The 16656-nt window shown below is 40.9% G+C and carries 15 protein-coding genes and 1 other annotated feature; of the genes, 14 read left to right on the top strand and 1 reads right to left on the bottom strand.

Translation table 11 applies throughout. The features are described from left to right. Window positions 1-62 precede the first annotated feature (62 nt). The 13 genes from NQ488_08685 to NQ488_08625 all read left to right on the top strand — a co-directional run bounded on the left by NQ488_08685 (window position 63) and on the right by NQ488_08625 (window position 13641). Window positions 63-1049, top strand: a complete 987-nt coding sequence (locus NQ488_08685) for a rhomboid family intramembrane serine protease (protein ID UWN94664.1) — start codon at window positions 63-65, stop codon at window positions 1047-1049. Window positions 1050-1192: 143 nt separating this feature from the next. Continuing rightward, entirely contained in the window at window positions 1193-2620 is a 1428-nt protein-coding gene (gene pyk, locus NQ488_08680) for a pyruvate kinase (GenBank protein UWN94663.1), read from the top strand. Between the two features lie 136 nt (window positions 2621-2756). Beyond that, complete coding sequence (locus NQ488_08675; GenBank protein ID UWN94662.1) at window positions 2757-3245, top strand: VanZ family protein; 489 nt, start codon at window positions 2757-2759, stop codon at window positions 3243-3245. A gap of 20 nt (window positions 3246-3265) precedes the next feature. Continuing rightward, window positions 3266-3667, top strand: a complete 402-nt coding sequence (locus tag NQ488_08670; protein UWN94661.1) for a phosphate-starvation-inducible PsiE family protein — start codon at window positions 3266-3268, stop codon at window positions 3665-3667. 166 nt (window positions 3668-3833) lie between these two features. After that, entirely contained in the window at window positions 3834-4718 is an 885-nt protein-coding gene (locus NQ488_08665) for an Abi family protein (protein ID UWN94660.1), read from the top strand. Between the two features lie 53 nt (window positions 4719-4771). Beyond that, window positions 4772-5080, top strand: a binding site (T-box leader). A 43-nt stretch (window positions 5081-5123) separates the two neighbouring features. Then, window positions 5124-6347 (top strand): tyrosine--tRNA ligase, encoded by a 1224-nt coding sequence (gene tyrS / locus NQ488_08660; GenBank protein UWN94659.1) that lies wholly within the window; start codon window positions 5124-5126, stop codon window positions 6345-6347. Between the two features lie 291 nt (window positions 6348-6638). Continuing rightward, the gene (locus NQ488_08655) at window positions 6639-7241 is read left to right on the top strand and encodes a hypothetical protein (GenBank protein UWN94658.1); all 603 of its coding nucleotides are present in this window, start codon (window positions 6639-6641) and stop codon (window positions 7239-7241) included. A gap of 45 nt (window positions 7242-7286) precedes the next feature. Further along, window positions 7287-7961 (top strand): response regulator transcription factor, encoded by a 675-nt coding sequence (locus NQ488_08650; GenBank protein UWN94657.1) that lies wholly within the window; start codon window positions 7287-7289, stop codon window positions 7959-7961. 203 nt (window positions 7962-8164) lie between these two features. After that, the gene (locus NQ488_08645) at window positions 8165-9613 is read left to right on the top strand and encodes a carbon starvation protein A (GenBank protein UWN94656.1); all 1449 of its coding nucleotides are present in this window, start codon (window positions 8165-8167) and stop codon (window positions 9611-9613) included. Window positions 9614-9680: 67 nt separating this feature from the next. After that, window positions 9681-10691: an ATPase P gene (locus NQ488_08640; GenBank protein ID UWN94655.1), complete on the top strand. Its 1011-nt coding sequence runs from the start codon at window positions 9681-9683 to the stop codon at window positions 10689-10691. A 161-nt stretch (window positions 10692-10852) separates the two neighbouring features. Further along, window positions 10853-12346 (top strand): HAMP domain-containing histidine kinase, encoded by a 1494-nt coding sequence (locus NQ488_08635; GenBank protein UWN94654.1) that lies wholly within the window; start codon window positions 10853-10855, stop codon window positions 12344-12346. Window positions 12347-12430: 84 nt separating this feature from the next. Beyond that, window positions 12431-13186 carry a hypothetical protein gene (locus tag NQ488_08630; protein UWN94653.1) on the top strand — a complete coding sequence of 252 codons (756 nt, stop codon included), beginning with the start codon at window positions 12431-12433 and terminating at the stop codon, window positions 13184-13186. 26 nt (window positions 13187-13212) lie between these two features. Next, entirely contained in the window at window positions 13213-13641 is a 429-nt protein-coding gene (locus NQ488_08625) for a GNAT family N-acetyltransferase (protein ID UWN94652.1), read from the top strand. On the opposite strand, the gene NQ488_08620 is transcribed toward NQ488_08625, so the two are convergent. After that, window positions 13614-14282, bottom strand: coding sequence for a helix-turn-helix domain-containing protein (locus NQ488_08620; protein UWN94651.1), 669 nt, complete (start codon window positions 14280-14282; stop codon window positions 13614-13616). The two genes, NQ488_08625 and NQ488_08620, sit on opposite strands and share 28 nt — an antisense overlap. 386 nt (window positions 14283-14668) lie before the next feature. Between NQ488_08620 and NQ488_08615 the strand changes: the two genes are divergently transcribed. Next, the gene (locus NQ488_08615) at window positions 14669-16369 is read left to right on the top strand and encodes an ammonium transporter (protein UWN94650.1); all 1701 of its coding nucleotides are present in this window, start codon (window positions 14669-14671) and stop codon (window positions 16367-16369) included. Window positions 16370-16656 lie beyond the last annotated feature (287 nt).

The following is a 16656-nucleotide window of genomic DNA, read 5'->3' as shown; positions in this document are numbered from 1 at the left end:
CAGCATGCAGGTCGTATAATATTAAAATGACTATTATTTTATAAATGGGAGACAATAACAGTATGAATTGGTTTGACAAACTGGAACGCAAATACGGCAGGTACGCAATAAAGAACCTGATGTATTATATCATTGCACTTTATGCATTCGGATTTATCCTTGAAGCATTCTTCCCTAATGTATATGATGCATATCTTTCACTTAATGCACAGGCGATACTTCACGGGCAGATATGGCGTATAGTAACATTTATCATTCAGCCGCCGTCGACAAGCTTTTTCTGGATATTCTTCTCACTGTATATGTACTACATGATAGGAACCGTCCTTGAGAATGTATGGGGTTCATTCAGATTTAATGTATATTTCTTTATGGGTGTACTTCTTAATGTGGCTGCGGCAATCATTATATACCTTATATTCGGTGTTAATCTTACATTGAGCACATATTATATCAATCTTGCGCTTTTTATGGCATTTGCAATGATAGCTCCGGATACACAGGTACTTTTGTTCTTTATAATTCCGATAAAGATAAAGTGGCTGGCGTATTTTGATGGAATATATATCGGGCTTACGATTATCATAGGATATCTGTCACCGCTTCTCGGAGTGCTTGCACAGACGAGTCCGGCATTGGCACAGTCGCTGCTGCGCGGGTTTGTTTCACTCGGACTTCTGCCGTATTCGTCAACATTTGCATCAATATGCAGCAGCGCTTATGTGAATGCAACGGCAGCACTTGTTTCTATGCTTAATTTCCTTGTATTCTGGCTTATGACAAGAAAGTCATCAAGAACAAGAGGACAGAAGGCCTTCCGCAAGGCAATGAAGGTACAGCAGGGACATGGTACGGCAGGTGACAGTCAGAACGGAAGATTTGAGAAGATAAATCCGGTGAAGGCAAGGCACTACTGTGCGGTATGTCACAGAACCGAACTGGATGCGCCGAATCTCGAGTTCAGATTCTGCTCAAAGTGCGATGGCAATTACGAGTATTGCAGTGACCATCTTTACACACATGTGCATGTCAGGAATGGCAATAATTAGAAAATCGGTTTATAATCAGCAAATTTTTTCAAAAATGAGTTGACAGGGAACGTATTCAACGTATAACATATATAAGTATTTGGTATGTTCTAAATATGTTACAAATTACAAGAAATTATATCTGTTTGGAGGAATTATATAACATGAAAAAGACAAAGATCATTTGTACAATGGGTCCGAACACCAATGACAGAGAGCTTGTTAAGCAGATGGCTCTTGCCGGAATGGATATCGCAAGATTCAATTTTTCACACGGTGATCATGAGGAGCAGAAGGGCAGAGTGGACATAATCAAGAGCGTAAGAGACGAGCTTGGAATTCCAATCGCTATGCTTCTTGATACAAAGGGACCTGAGATCCGTACAGGTGTCCTTAAGGACGATATTAAGCTTGATATCAAGGATGGTCAGAAGTTCACACTTACAACAAGAAATATTGTCGGTAATGAGAATGAAGTATCTATTACTTATTCGGGTCTTCCTGCTGATGTAAGCAAGGGCAACGTAATACTTATTGATGATGGTCTTATCGAACTTCATGTTGAGGAAGTAGTTAACGGAACAGATATTGTATGTAAGGTTATAAATGGCGGACTTCTCGGACAGAAGAAGGGTGTTAACGTACCTAACGTAAGCATACGCCTTCCTGCTATCACAGATAAGGATAAGGATGATATCTTATTTGCAATCGAGCAGGGTTATGATTTCATCGCAGCATCATTTGTTCGTAATGCTGCATGTATTCAGGAGATTAAGGAGATTCTCTGGTCACATGACTGTGACATTCCTGTAATTGCCAAGATTGAGAATGCAGAGGGTATTGCCAATATCGATGAGATTATCAAGGTCAGCGATGGCATCATGGTTGCCCGTGGTGATATGGGTGTTGAGATTCCTGCACAGGATGTTCCTCATATCCAGAAGATGATTATTAAGAAGTGTAACGCAGCTTATAAGCCTGTTATCACAGCTACACAGATGCTTGACTCAATGATGCGTAATCCACGTCCTACAAGAGCTGAGGTGACTGATGTTGCCAATGCTATCTATGACGGAACAGATGCAGTAATGCTTTCAGGTGAGACTGCTCAGGGTAAGTATCCTCTTGAGGCTGTTAAGATGATGGCACAGGTTGCTGAGACAACAGAGCAGCATCTTGACCTCCATCTTCTTGAGAATGCAAAGCTTCACAGCAGAAGAGGAATCTCAAGCGCTGTCAGCAATGCAGCAGTAAGTACGGCGGCAAGCCTTAATGCTAAGGCAATTATCTGTCCTACAATGTCAGGCTTCACAGCAAGACTTATCTCAAAGCTTAAGCCTGCACAGACAATCATCGGTGCATCACCTAATGAGGATGTACTTCGTAAGATGCAGCTTTACTGGGGTGTACGTCCGCTTAAGACTGCTCAGGAACGTTCATCAGACATGATTTTCCAGCATGCAATTGATGTTGCTGAGAATGCTGGTTACATTGAAGAGGGCGATACAGTAGTTATGACAGGCGGTGTTGCTACATCACCTACATCTTCAAGACGCGGTCTTACTAACATGATAAGAGTACAGTCAGTATAATATCTGACCGGTATAACGATACAGAATGTGCATAAAGCATGCAGATACATGTTTTATGCACATTTTTTTACGCAGGCAGAGGACCGGATTGCAGATATGCCTGCAGCCGGATTATGCCTGTGGGATGGGGATATATATGAAGTGGTTAATCAGAATTGCAGCATGGATTCCTGCAATAGTAATGGCGGTCATGATTGGCAGCTTTTCGGGACAGGACGGCAATGAATCACAGGGGCTGAGTAACCGTGTGGCTGAATGCATTGTCCTGACTGCTGAAAAAGTTAATATAGTTTCGCCGGAGGATGATTATGAACGGCAGAGGATGATAGAGGATTTACAGTTCCCGATAAGAAAATGCGCACATATGACAGAGTATGCGGTATTTACCTGTTTTGTGCTGATTGGCTTTTATGCATGGGGGCAGCGGGGCGCAATGCTGTATGTTATGGGGCTTGCGGTAACATTTTTATATGCGTCCTCAGATGAGATACATCAGCTGTTTATTCCGGGAAGGAGCGGACAGTTTACAGATGTTCTGATAGATACTTCAGGAGGGCTTGCGGCAATCCTTGTTGTAATGGCTGCTGCGGCACGAATAAGAAAGCATAATGATATGAATACTTAATATATGAACGGAGGATTGCCATGCGTAAAAAAATACAGGACAGAATATATAATTTTTCGTATATTGCAGAGATAGTAATATCACTTATAATATTTATTATTATTGCACTTGGAATTGCACGTGTTGCAATGGATCTCATTAATCCGGACATTTCGTGGAATAATGCTGATGCACTCGGATATTTCCTTAACAGGCTTCTTATGCTTGCGGTTGCGACGGAGTTTATTAAGATGCTTTGCAGACATACAGCAAGCTCTGTTATCGAGGTACTTCTGTTTGCAACGGCACGTCAGATGATAGTTGAGCATTATTCACCTGTTGAGACACTTATAAGTGTGGTTGCAATTGCATGTCTGTTTGCAACGAGGAAATATCTGCTGCGCAGATCAGATGAGAAGGAAAATGAGACTGACCATTTGTAAAGCATGTAAATAAAATATTTAGGATGAAATATTTAGATGAAATATTTAGATATAAAATTATGTTGATTTTATCTGTAAAATTGCATATAATAATTATTAACAGAACCCAACACGCCTCTCAACGATGCGGACCATGTTGGGTCTTTTAATTATGAGGGGATAATGCATGGGGGATTTGAAGAAACATCAGCCGCCTATGACAATTGATGAACAGATTGCAAATTTAAAAAACATTGGATTGATTGTCAGTGATGAGGCATATGCAAGGAAAATACTTAACGATATTTCATATTTCAGATTAATAAAAGCGTATAGTCTTAATTTGAAACAAAAAAACGGATGCTATAATCAAGATACAACATTTGAAGAAATAGTCAGCTTATATTTGTTTAATGCGAATTTTAGGCAGCTTGTATTTCCTCAAATTGAAAAAGTTGAAATAAACGTCAGATGCCGTGTATCAAATTATTTTGCAGAGCAGTATGGAGCGTTGGGATATTTACAATGTGAAAATTTCGCAGATGATATATATCATTCTGAATTTTTGAATGATATGAGATTGGAAATTGGAAGAAATTCAAAGTCACCATTTGTCAGAAACTTTCGAGAACATTATGAGGGTGGCAAATTACCAATTTATGCAATTGTAGAGTTATTTAGCTTTGGAACATTATCAAAGTTTTATAAAAATATGATTAACAAGGATAAGAAGGCTGTTGCAAAGACATTTGGTGTTGGATATACATATTTTGAAAGCTGGCTTGAAAGCATTGCATATGTAAGAAATATTTGTGCGCATTATGGACGGCTGTATAATGCAAAGTTAACTAAGACACCAATCTTATACAAAGAATATACACAGTCAGGGATAAGTAATAACAGAATATATGGAGTGCTTTTGTGTCTCAAGCATTTATTGATAACAGATGCGCATTGGAAGGCATTTGTTGATGATATTGAGCTGTTATTTGATAAATATGAATGTGTTAATATTGTAACAATGGGATTTCCTGATAATTGGAAGAGATTATTGCTTGAAAGTGATATGTAAAAATCTATTGACGAAATCAGCCCTATTATGTATAATGCAAAATATCTGAATAAACAAATGCAATGAAGGGAATAAGTAATTTCGCATCGGAAGCAACAGAAAGCAGCCGGTTGATGAGAGGCGCAGTGAAAGTACGGAATGAATACCTCCCTGAGCAGCTTTACTGAACAGTATTGGATGATAGCTGATAATAACCGACAATAACGGTGGCGATATCAGTATATACTAACTAGGTAAAGACGGAATGGCAGACGTTAACCTGCTTTGAGTATGAATGTACATCAATCAATACTTGATAAGATATGCAGCGTGAGCTGTATGTGAATAAAGGTGGTAACACGGGAAGAGCCCTCGTCCTTTTGGATAGGGCTCTTTTTAGAATTAAAAAAGGAAGAGGACTAAGACATGACAATCTATGATGAACTTGTAGCGCGCGGACTTATCGCGCAGGTAACAGATGAGGATGAGATTAAGGAACTTATCAATAACGGTAAGGCAACATTCTACATTGGCTTTGACCCTACGGCGGACAGCCTCCATGTAGGACACTTTATGGCACTCTGCCTTATGAAGAGACTTCAGATGGCAGGCAATAAGCCGATAGCACTGATTGGCGGAGGTACAGCCATGATAGGTGACCCTTCGGGACGTACTGATATGCGCCAGATGATGACGGTTGAGACGATTAACCACAATGTTGAATGCTTTAAGAAGCAGATGGCAAGATTTATTGATTTCTCAGACGGCAAGGCGCTTCTTGTAAATAACGCAGACTGGCTTATGAACCTGAACTATGTTGATGTGCTTCGTGAGGTTGGACCGCATTTCAGCGTAAACAGAATGCTTACGGCAGAATGTTATAAGCAGAGAATGGAGAGAGGTTTAAGCTTCCTTGAGTTCAACTACATGATAATGCAGAGTTATGATTTCTATATGCTGTACCAGAAGTACGGATGTAATATGGAATTCGGCGGAGATGACCAGTGGAGCAATATGCTTGGCGGAACAGAGCTTATCAGAAGAAAGCTTGGTAAAGACACATATGCAATGACAATTAATCTGCTCCTTAATTCAGAGGGCAAGAAGATGGGTAAGACGCAGTCAGGCGCAGTATGGCTTGATGCCAATAAGACAACACCTTATGAGTTCTACCAGTACTGGAGAAATGTAGCCGATGCTGATGTAATCAAGTGTCTCAAGATGCTTACATTCCTTCCTCTTGAGGAGATTGAGAAGATGGAGAGCTGGGAAGGCTCACAGCTTAACAAGGCTAAGGAGATTCTTGCATATGAGCTTACAAAGCTTGTACATGGCGAGGAAGAGGCACAGAAGGCTGACGCTGCTGCCAAGGCACTGTTCGCAGGCGGTGGTGACACATCTAATATGCCTTCTACAAAGCTTGAGGATGCTGACTTTGAGGACGGCGCAATTAATATTGTTACACTTGTTCACAAGACAGGAATTGTTGCATCACGTTCAGAAGCAAGAAGAGCGGTTGAACAGGGCGGTATTACTCTCGATGGAGAGAAGATTGCAGACATTAACGCGGTAATTGCAAAGGACAGATTCGCAGGTGAAGGACTTGTACTTAAGAAGGGTAAGAAGACTTTCCACAAAATTACTGTTTAATTAATACTTAATTTATAAAAACTGCACAAATGAGCATTGATTTTACTCCTGAAAAATGTTAAAATTGTATTTACAAAAGAACAATAGAATAACCAAAGGGGTTAGGCAGTCTTAGCAGGCTGTTGTTCATTTGTGGGAGACCGGGCGAAGACAACGGATGCATGACCAAAAGGATGGTCTGCAGACGCTTATTTGCCCGGTATTTTTTATATGTGACTATGTGTGGGTTTATAATATGTGATGATGCAATGCTGATATGTGATGATGCAATGCCGGATGGAGGGTACAGCTATGGGAAACACGGACGTTAAACAGAATTCAAAGGGCTTTGTGGTTGGCGGATATACATTCGAGACAAAAGAAGAGGCTGATGCTGCAAAGGAAGAACTTGAGGCAATAAAGTATCTTTCATCAAAGGCTGACTATAATGATATAGGACAGGTGTACAGGCTTTATAACAATATACTGGATAAGCAGTTATTCAGGTCTCCTGTCGGGATGGATTACATTAAGAAGCTCCAGCAGCAGCTTTACAAGAGCAAGGCAGTGCCTAATGGACAGATAAGACCGATACCGATTAATGTTGAGACACAGCAGGCAATGGATGACAGAAGGGAAGCGCTTAGCAGCAGAGGAAAAGTTAAGGAACTTCAGCGTGAAGTGTTCATGTATAAGAGCCGTTTTAACAAGTCAGTAATAATTAATGTCGCACTTGTTATTATTATAATTGTTATGATTGCTATAACTGCGACAAGCTCCAATCCCAATATACTCAATTATGAGACAAAGCTTCAGGACAAATATTCGTCATGGCAGGAAGAACTTGACCGGAGACAGAAAGTAATTGAACAAAAAGAGAAGGAACTTCACATTTCCGACAATAATATGAAGTAAAATTCAAAAATACAGAACAATTAAAAAATTGGAATGGAGTTAGATATGGATAAGATGAAGATACTTGTTGTGGATGACGAGAGCAGAATGAGGAAGCTTGTTCATGATTTCCTTGCAAGGAACAATTATGATGTTATAGAGGCAGCCAACGGAGAGGAAGCGCTTGATATATTTTACGAAGACAAAGATATTGCGCTTATAATACTTGATGTGATGATGCCTAAGATGGATGGATGGGAAGTCTGCGCGGAGATAAGGCGTAATTCAAAAGTGCCTATAATAATGCTTACAGCCAAAGGTGAGGAACGTGACGAACTTCAGGGCTTTGAACTCGGAGTTGATGAATATATTTCCAAGCCGTTCAGCCCGAAGATTCTTACTGCAAGAGTTGATGCAATAATACGAAGAGTATATTCCAAGGATGCCGGAGAGATTATTGAGATTGGCGGAATTGAGATGGATAAGTCGGCTCATGTAGTTAAGATAGACGGTCAGAAGATTGACCTGAGTTTCAAGGAATTTGAGCTGCTTGAGTATTTTATAGATAATAAGGGAATCGCACTTTCAAGAGAGAAGATTCTTAATAATGTGTGGAATTATGATTATTTTGGAGATGCAAGAACAATAGATACACATGTCAAAAAGCTCCGCAAGAAGATGGGAGAGAAGGGAGAATACATTAAGACAATCTGGGGTATGGGCTACAAATTTGAAGTATAAAGCTTTGATTTGTATGATATTTGTAAAATAATTGTAAGATAAATGGTGTAAAATATAATAATTGTGTGGTTTGGATAAAGAAACAGGACAAGTAAAGAAAAAAATCGCAAAAATTACCAAAAAATGTCGAAAAAGTATTGAAAATTTTTATAATTGTACTATAATGTGTGCATAAATAAAATACTCGATCGGAGGTGTTTCTTATGATTAGTTTCTTTATTTGTCTTGCTTTACTTATTGGAGGGTATTTTGTCTATGGTAAGATTGTAGAAAATACATTCGCACCGGATGACAGAGAGACCCCGGCAGTAAGAATTAATGATGGCGTAGACTATGTAGTAATGCCAAAGTGGAAGCTGTTCCTTGTACAGCTGCTTAACATCGCAGGCCTTGGACCAATATTTGGTGCAATGCAGGGTGCACTTTGGGGACCTGTAGTATTCTTATGGATTACATTTGGTACAATATTTGCAGGTGGTGTGCATGATTACTTCTCAGGTATGCTTTCGGAACGTAATGATGGTGCATCCATCTCTGAGGTATGTGGTATCTATCTCGGAGGAGTAATGAAGAATGTAATGCGTGTATTCAGTGTCGTGCTTCTGGTTATGGTTGGTACGGTATTCGCTGTCGGACCTGCGGGACTTATAGTTACTCTTCTTAAGAATGGCGGAGTGACAGGAATGTTAACAAGTTCAGAGATGTGGCTCTGGATAATACTTGCTTACTACTTCATTGCAACATTTATCTCAATTGATAAGATTATCGGACGTATATATCCTTTGTTTGGTATCTGCCTTATCATTATGGCGGTAGGTGTTATATTCGGTATATTCATTCATCCGGAATTCACAATACCTGAGATATGGTCACATTTCTACAACATGCATCCAAAGGGAACTCCTGTATGGAGCTTCATGTTCATAACGGTTGCCTGTGGTGCTATATCAGGTTTCCATTCAACACAGTCACCTCTTATGGCACGTTGTATGAAGTCTGAGAAGCAGGGTCACTTCGTATTCTACGGTGCAATGGTTGCAGAAGGTGTTATAGCTCTTATCTGGGCAGCAGCAGGATGCGCAATCTATGAAGTAAGCGGCGGCTTGAGCACAGGACTTAGTGCAGTTCTTGCAAGCGGACAGTCAGCAGCTATATATGATGTCTGCATCAAGACGATGGGCAGCGTTGGTGTTGCACTTGCAATGATTGGTGTTATTGTATGCCCTATAACATCAGGTGATACGGCATTCAGAAGTGCAAGACTTGTTCTTGCAGACTGGTTCAAGATTGACCAGAATAAGTTCTCCAAGAGACTTATCCTCTGCGTTCCTCTTCTTGCAGTCGGCGCATTTGTAGGACATCTGGATTATTCAATTGTATGGAGATATTTCAGCTGGACTAACCAGACACTTGCAATGATAGTTCTCTGGACAGCCAGCATGTATCTGTTCCGTGAGAAGAAGAACTACTGGATTACAGCGGTTCCTGCAACATTCATGAGTGCAGTTTCAATGACATATTTCTTCTGCGCACCTGAATGTCTCCATCTTTCAACAACAATAGCTTATCCGGTAGGACTTGTTCTTGCTGCTTTGTTCCTCGGAATATTCATATATGCAACAAAGAAGCAGCCAAAGCCTGCTAAGAACTGATTTGAGATGAATCAATAATTATTTACATTAATTTACATAACAGCGTTGGCAGAATGGAGATGAGTGTATGATATTTAAACCACAGAGGCTGGGCAGCACCGCCCTCCGGGAAGAAGAACTTGTCAGTGATAAGAAAGCATGCAGAAAGTTCGGACCATGCGGAGTAGGAAAGAAGGCAATATATCTTAACAGTTTCTATATAGACAGACAGTATTATGTACCTATCAGTTCTGTATCGAGGATCTTTAAGAGAGTTGCTATGAGCAAAGGAGGATTCACAGGCAAGGGAGTGTTCGGCTCTCTGCCCTACCTTGTGGTTGAATATGATGACGGCAGGGAAAAACAGTGCAATTTTAAGCATGAGGAAGATGTCGACAGACTGATTGCTTATATTGAACAGGAATTCCCGGATATCCCGGTACATAGTGTCGAAGCGCAGAGAAAGCTTGATGAGAAGGCGAGAAGGCTTGCTCTTAAACAGCAGGAAAGAGATATATCGGATGAGGCAAAGGCTGATATAGCAATGCTCGAAAAAGCTGAAAAATATCTGCATGGAAAGTCTGATCTGTATCTTAATCTCAGCCAGTCAGCAAAGAAAAAGAGAGTATATGAAAGAAGTAATCCGGCATATAAGTGGGTGGCACTTGCGATAACCATTATGGGAGTGGCAGCATTTGTATATGGAATATATGCCATGGCAACACAGGCCGGGCTCGGAGTATATTTTCTGTTGTTCGGACTTGCAGCGATATTCCTGTTTTCCGGTGCCAGTGTTCTTCCAACATCACATAATAACAGAAGGTATATTGAAGGACGTCTGTTAAAAGCAGTCGATGACATGGAATCATATATTAAAAAGTATCCTGATTTTCCGGTCCCTGCATGTTACGCACATCCTGTAGTGCTTAAGAGAATGCAGGAGATACTTAGGGAAGGCAGGGCTGATACGATTCCTGAGGCACTCAGGATCCTTAAGGAAGACCTTAAGGCACTTAATTCAAGTGTGGTTGTTGAACAGGAAGAGTATGACGAGGTTGTAGCAATTAAACCGATGTTTTTGGTTATGGATTATAAGTAGATACATAATTAATGTTAATGCTGACAGGGAGGCGGAATGAATTCCGTTCTCCCTGTCAGCATTATTCACATTAAGTTCACATCGGGGGAATATTATATCCGTATAGTGTGAAAAATCAGGATAAATATAAGCATAAAGCGGACACGGAGGTTACGGATAATATGCATCATTCACTTAAGACTAAGATAATGATTCTGCTGGCAGCGATGGTCACAGGACTTGTGCTGCTCATACTTGCGATAAATAGCACATTTATAACGAGATTTTACAGTAACGAGAAGAAACGTGATATTGTGCATGCGTATAATGAAGTGGGAGAGATTCTTGCAAAGTATGAGAATTGTGAGATTGATGCATCAGAGATGAGTAACAGAATAGAGAAGGTGACTAATCCTGTTGGTGTATCGCTTTTTATAGTTGACAGTGGATGGAATACCATATACTCATCAAAGAATCAGGGCGGAGTAGATGACAGGGACAGAATGGTTGACAGTATCTTTGCCAAGCCTTCAGAAAAAATCGATATAATCGAGAAAAAAGAGAATTATACCGTGCAGAAGGCATATGACAAGAAGATGGGAGACTATTATATTGAAATATGGGGAAGCTATGCCGGATGTAATTCGGAGAACTATATTGCGATGCTCAGAATGCCTGTGCAGAGCATAAAAGAGAGCATTGCGATATCAAACAGATTTATTGCATATGTAGGACTTGCGGTGGGCTGCACAAGCATAGTGGTTGCGTATGTATTTTCAAGTTATATAACAAAGCCTGTAAAAGAGCTAAGCAATATTGCTGAGCGGGTGGCTGAGATGGATTTTACAGCCAGATATACAGGCAACGATAAGAGTGAGATAGGGCTTCTGGGGAACAGCATTAATGCAATGTCAGAGAAGCTTGAGCGCAACATATCACAGCTTAAGAGCGCTAATATTGAGCTGCAGAAAGATATAGAGAATAAGAATAAGATAGACGAGAGCAGAAGGGAATTTCTGTCTAACATTTCACATGAACTTAAGACACCTATAGCACTGATACAGGGGTATGCTGAAGGACTTAAGGAGGGGATAAGCGACGATCCTGAGAGTATGGATTTTTACTGTGATGTAATTATGGATGAGGCATCGAAGATGAATGACATGGTCAGGAAGCTTCTTACACTTAACCAGATGGAGTGGAATGAGGAGCCTGTTATTGAAAGATTCAATGTGACGGAGCTTATACAGTCGGTTATCAGCAATAATGGCATAAGAACATCACAGAATGGGATAAATGTCATATTTGACCAGAAGGAACCTGTATATGTGTGGGGGGATGAGTACAAAATTGAGGAGGTCGTAACTAATTATTTCAGCAATGCCATTAATCATTGCGAGTTTGATAAGGTTATAAAGGTTGCTATAGAAAAGAATGAGGATGCCGTAAGAGTATCTGTATTTAATACCGGAAAGAATATTCCGGAAGAGGATATACCTAAGATATGGGACAAGTTCTATAAGGTCGACAAAGCGAGAACAAGAGAATACGGCGGTAACGGAATCGGACTTTCTATCGTAAAGGCAATAATGGAGTCAAACAACAGCGGATACGGGGTGATTAACCATTCTAACGGAGTTGAGTTCTGGTTTGAACTGGATTGCAAAAATGAATAACTGATGGTATAATATTTAAAGTATGGAAAGATTTGTATTATAGTATGGTTATTAAGCTTTACGGATTAGAATGAGGATTCCTGTATGAAAACAAATACAATTAAAAAAGCCGCACTTAAGGCATCGGTTATACCGCTTACGGCAGCAGCTCTTATGCTCGGCGGCTGTGGCAGCAGTGTGAAGGTAACATCCGAACAGAATGACCTTATTGCAGAATATATCGGCGGAACGCTGATGAAGTATTCTTATGAGAATGAATGGAAGTACATAAAAGTTAATGACAATATAACTAATTTTGAGAGACCGACCGGAAGCGCAGCAACGGGAAGCCAGCAGACAACGCAGTCAGGACAGAAAGCTACACAGTCTGCCACACAGCATGGACAGAAGCCGACATCCTCTGCGACAACGGGGTCTATGTCAGATCTTGCAGCTGCGATGAATCTTGACGGGATTACAATATCATATTCGGGTTACACTGTAGGTAAGAATTATCCTGAGGAAAGCGATACACTGTCTGTAAGGGCAATTTCAGGAAAGGACATTGTGGCTGTTGAATTCAATCTTAAGAATACAACGGGAAGTAATATTGTCTGCAATACTGCACCGCTTGGTGTCGTGATGAAGCTTTCGGTTAATGGCGGCGCAGGCGTGGCAGAATACGCAACTATGCTTAAGAATGACCTTAACACGCTTTCGGATGTTACAATAGCACCCGGAGAAGACTATAAGGCTGTTGTATTATTCATGATATCAGAGAAGAATGCAGAAGAGATATCGAGTCTTACATTGTCATTAAGCGGACAGGGAGTGAGCCCGGTTAAGATTACACTCAAATAATATAATGACAAGGATTTGTATATATAATGACAGAATATAGAGAGAATACGCTTGATGTGGACACATATCTGGGACTAAGGGAGCGTGTCGGATGGAAGAAGCTCACAAGGGCTCAGGCGCAGAAAGCGATTGATAACAGTCTGTACATTGTGACGGCATATATTGACGGGGAGCCTGCAGGAATGGGAAGAATTGTAGGTGACGGAGCAGTAATATGTTATGTGCAGGATCTGATAGTAGTTCCCAATACGCAGCATAACGGAGTCGGAAGCACTATACTCGGTATGCTTAAGGAGTATGTTGCCGGAATAACAGCTGACGGCACAGAGATGATGTTTGATCTTATGTGTGCCAAGGGACGTGAGACGTTCTATACAGGACACGGATTTATTGCACGGCCTACAGAGAAGCTGGGACCCGGAATGATTCAGTATATAGACAAGCGCAATATGTGAATGTACTGGCGGGGTGTAATTCCCATATAATATTTAAAGTCCCTCTGAAAATGAGCCTGGTCTGAGTAATTGAGATTCTCAATGAATGAAGAATTACTCTGACCGGGATTTTTTTGTATCTCACGAAGTGCACAGTGCAGGCGGGTCATGCGGCAGTAGGACTTGGGACTGTATCCGAGATACCTGTCGAACAGACGCGTTATATGGCGTGTTGAGTATACGAATTCATCTGCAAGGAATGCCACTGAAGCTGCACCGCGGCTGTCACGTATTATCGACATCATATCGCACAAAGGCCCGGCAGCATCTGATGTGAAGAAATGTTCTGGCTTTATCAGTGTTATTGTGATATGGGAACCCGGCATTAGTTCTGCAAGACTGATATCAGACGGCGAGCTGAGCGTATGTATAAATACGGGTTCTCTGTGATTATCAGCTGTTATGCGTATGACATGCTCATCCGGGATAAAACGTATAACAGAACCGGCAATTGCAGATGCATCTGAGCTGCGGAAATCAACGTAACATTCCAATGCTTCATCTGAAAATGTGATATCTGCAATAGGGCTGAGCTGATAGAAGACGAATGGCTGTGAAGCCATGAATTCAATGACTGCTTCTGATTTTAATTCCTGTTTCAATACATGCACTGCTTTCTGCACACGGACAGCGTCCATGCAATATGCGGTTTGGCGGAATAATGCATAAGTGCAAGTCTATGTGGCTTTTGTGATTATAAAATGAAGTTTTATTAAGAATACTAAACACTTTATTAAAAGTCAATAAAATGATGTCCGATTTTTTCAATATTTTTTAAAAATGGATATGTATTATATGTGCATAAACATGAATAAAGCGAACACAAATGCGTGTAATTTTCTTCGGAAAGTTGCACGCATTTTTTTATGCAGATTATGACCGCGGCTGCTACGCGGCAGGTGTGCATTTCCAGAAGCCTGAAGGCCAAGGGTGGGAGAGTGATGTGTGAGCAGCATTCAAATAAATATGAAACAGGGAGGATTATGTTATGGAATTTAGTTCAGTAAACACAATCTGGGTGCTTGTAGGCGCCGCATTAGTATTCTTTATGCAGGCAGGATTCGCAATTCTTGAGTCAGGTCTGACAAGAGCTAAGAATGCCGGTAACATCATTATGAAAAACCTTATGGATTTCTGTATCGGTACTCCGGTATATTGGATAATTGGATTTGGTATTATGTTCGGAAGTACATCTCCGTTGTTTGGTTCAATTGATCTGTTCACTCTTGGCAGTTATGCAGATGTTCTTCCTTCAGGAGTTCCAAAGTATGCATATGTTATCTTCCAGACAGTATTCTGCGCAACAGCAGCAACTATCGTGTCAGGAGCTATGGCAGAGAGAACAAAGTTCAGTGCATACTGCATTTACAGTTTTCTGATTTCACTTATTGTATATCCTGTATCAGGTCACTGGATATGGGGCGGCGGCTGGCTTGCACAGCTTGGCTTCCATGATTTTGCAGGCTCTACGGCAGTACATATGGTAGGCGGATGTGCAGCACTTATCGGTGCGGCATTCCTTGGACCTCGTATCGGCAAGTTCACAAAGGACGGCAAGCCTAAGGCAATTCTCGGACATAACCTTACAATGGCAGCACTTGGTGTATTTATTCTCTGGTTCTGCTGGTTTGGATTCAACGGATGTTCAACAGTTGCAATGGATACAGATGAAGCTATGGTAAGCGCAGGTCTTATCTTCTACAATACAAACCTTGCAGCAGCAGTTGCAACATGTACAACAATGATATTTACATGGATCCGTTATAAGAAGCCTGATGTTTCAATGTCACTTAACGGTACACTTGCAGGTCTTGTAGCAATCACAGCCGGATGTGATGTGATGGATCCGTTCGGTGCAGCCGTAACAGGCATAGTTGCAGGTATTATAGTAGTACTTATAGTAGAACTTCTTGATAAGGTCCTTAAGATTGATGACCCTGTCGGTGCTGTAGCAGTTCACTGTGGTAACGGTGTCTGGGGTACAATAGCTGTCGGCCTTTTTGCAACAGATGGCGGTCTCTTCTACGGTGGCGGCTTCAGATTCCTTGGAATCCAGATACTTGGTGTTGTATCAGTACTTGCATGGGTAACAGTATGTATGGTAATTATATTTACAGTGCTTAAGAACACAGTCGGTCTTCGTGTATCAGCCAAGGAAGAGATTGAAGGTCTTGATGCAACAGAGCATGGACTGGCAAGTGCATATGCAGGATTTGCATTCTCAACAAATGACCTTGATGATGGCGGTGAGACAATTGAGCTTGGCTCAGAGACAGTTGAAAAGTCAGTTCCTGTTACTATGAAGGCTTCACTCAACAACAGTGACGCTAAGATTACTGAGGTTGAGATTATCATGAAGCAGGCTAAGTTCGAGGCTCTCAAGAAGGCGATGAACGACCTTGGTGTAACAGGTATGACGGTAACACAGGTTCTTGGATGTGGTGTCCAGAAGGGTGCTACAGAGTACTATCGTGGTGTTGAGGTTGAGATGAACCTTCTTCCTAAGATTAAGGTTGAGATGGTAGTTGCCAAGGTTCCTGTGCTTGATGTAATCAATACAGCCAGAAAGGTTCTCTACACAGGACACATCGGTGATGGCAAGATCTTCGTACATGACATCGAGGATGTTGTTAAGATTCGTACAGGCGAGACAGGATATGATGCTCTTCAGGGTGCGGATGATTTCTAAAATGTAGTTCTGATGACTACAAAGTGCTGATAATAAATAATAAAAATGCTGAATGATTGATAATGAAGGCTCAGCTGGCGGATATTGTGCAGTCCGCCGGCCGGGCTTTTTTTGTATACTGCATGACGTGTTTTGGTAAACGGAATGATGCAGAAAGAACGGAAAATTTGACAAAGGTTTAACAAGTTTTTTGTATACGACACGTATTTATTAAAATTGACGAAAATTTTCATTATGTGCTTTACTTTTTAGGCTATTGATAATAAAATAAGGTTAACGGAAATGAA

It is taken from the genome of [Bacteroides] pectinophilus, assembly GCA_025146925.1.
In the GTDB taxonomy this organism is placed as follows: Bacteria; Bacillota; Clostridia; order Lachnospirales; family Lachnospiraceae; genus Bacteroides_F; species Bacteroides_F pectinophilus.
The sequence above is the reverse complement of the archived record's forward strand: the minus strand, read 5'-3'. Positions and strand labels throughout refer to the sequence as shown.

Coding starts and splice junctions, on each gene's coding strand:
- NQ488_08685 (UWN94664.1), top strand. CDS start 63: ATGAATTGGTTTGACAAACTGGAACGCAAATACGGCAGGTACGCAATA.
- pyk (UWN94663.1), top strand. CDS start 1,193: ATGAAAAAGACAAAGATCATTTGTACAATGGGTCCGAACACCAATGAC.
- NQ488_08675 (UWN94662.1), top strand. CDS start 2,757: ATGAAGTGGTTAATCAGAATTGCAGCATGGATTCCTGCAATAGTAATG.
- NQ488_08670 (UWN94661.1), top strand. CDS start 3,266: ATGCGTAAAAAAATACAGGACAGAATATATAATTTTTCGTATATTGCA.
- NQ488_08665 (UWN94660.1), top strand. CDS start 3,834: ATGGGGGATTTGAAGAAACATCAGCCGCCTATGACAATTGATGAACAG.
- tyrS (UWN94659.1), top strand. CDS start 5,124: ATGACAATCTATGATGAACTTGTAGCGCGCGGACTTATCGCGCAGGTA.
- NQ488_08655 (UWN94658.1), top strand. CDS start 6,639: ATGGGAAACACGGACGTTAAACAGAATTCAAAGGGCTTTGTGGTTGGC.
- NQ488_08650 (UWN94657.1), top strand. CDS start 7,287: ATGGATAAGATGAAGATACTTGTTGTGGATGACGAGAGCAGAATGAGG.
- NQ488_08645 (UWN94656.1), top strand. CDS start 8,165: ATGATTAGTTTCTTTATTTGTCTTGCTTTACTTATTGGAGGGTATTTT.
- NQ488_08640 (UWN94655.1), top strand. CDS start 9,681: ATGATATTTAAACCACAGAGGCTGGGCAGCACCGCCCTCCGGGAAGAA.
- NQ488_08635 (UWN94654.1), top strand. CDS start 10,853: ATGCATCATTCACTTAAGACTAAGATAATGATTCTGCTGGCAGCGATG.
- NQ488_08630 (UWN94653.1), top strand. CDS start 12,431: ATGAAAACAAATACAATTAAAAAAGCCGCACTTAAGGCATCGGTTATA.
- NQ488_08625 (UWN94652.1), top strand. CDS start 13,213: ATGACAGAATATAGAGAGAATACGCTTGATGTGGACACATATCTGGGA.
- NQ488_08615 (UWN94650.1), top strand. CDS start 14,669: ATGGAATTTAGTTCAGTAAACACAATCTGGGTGCTTGTAGGCGCCGCA.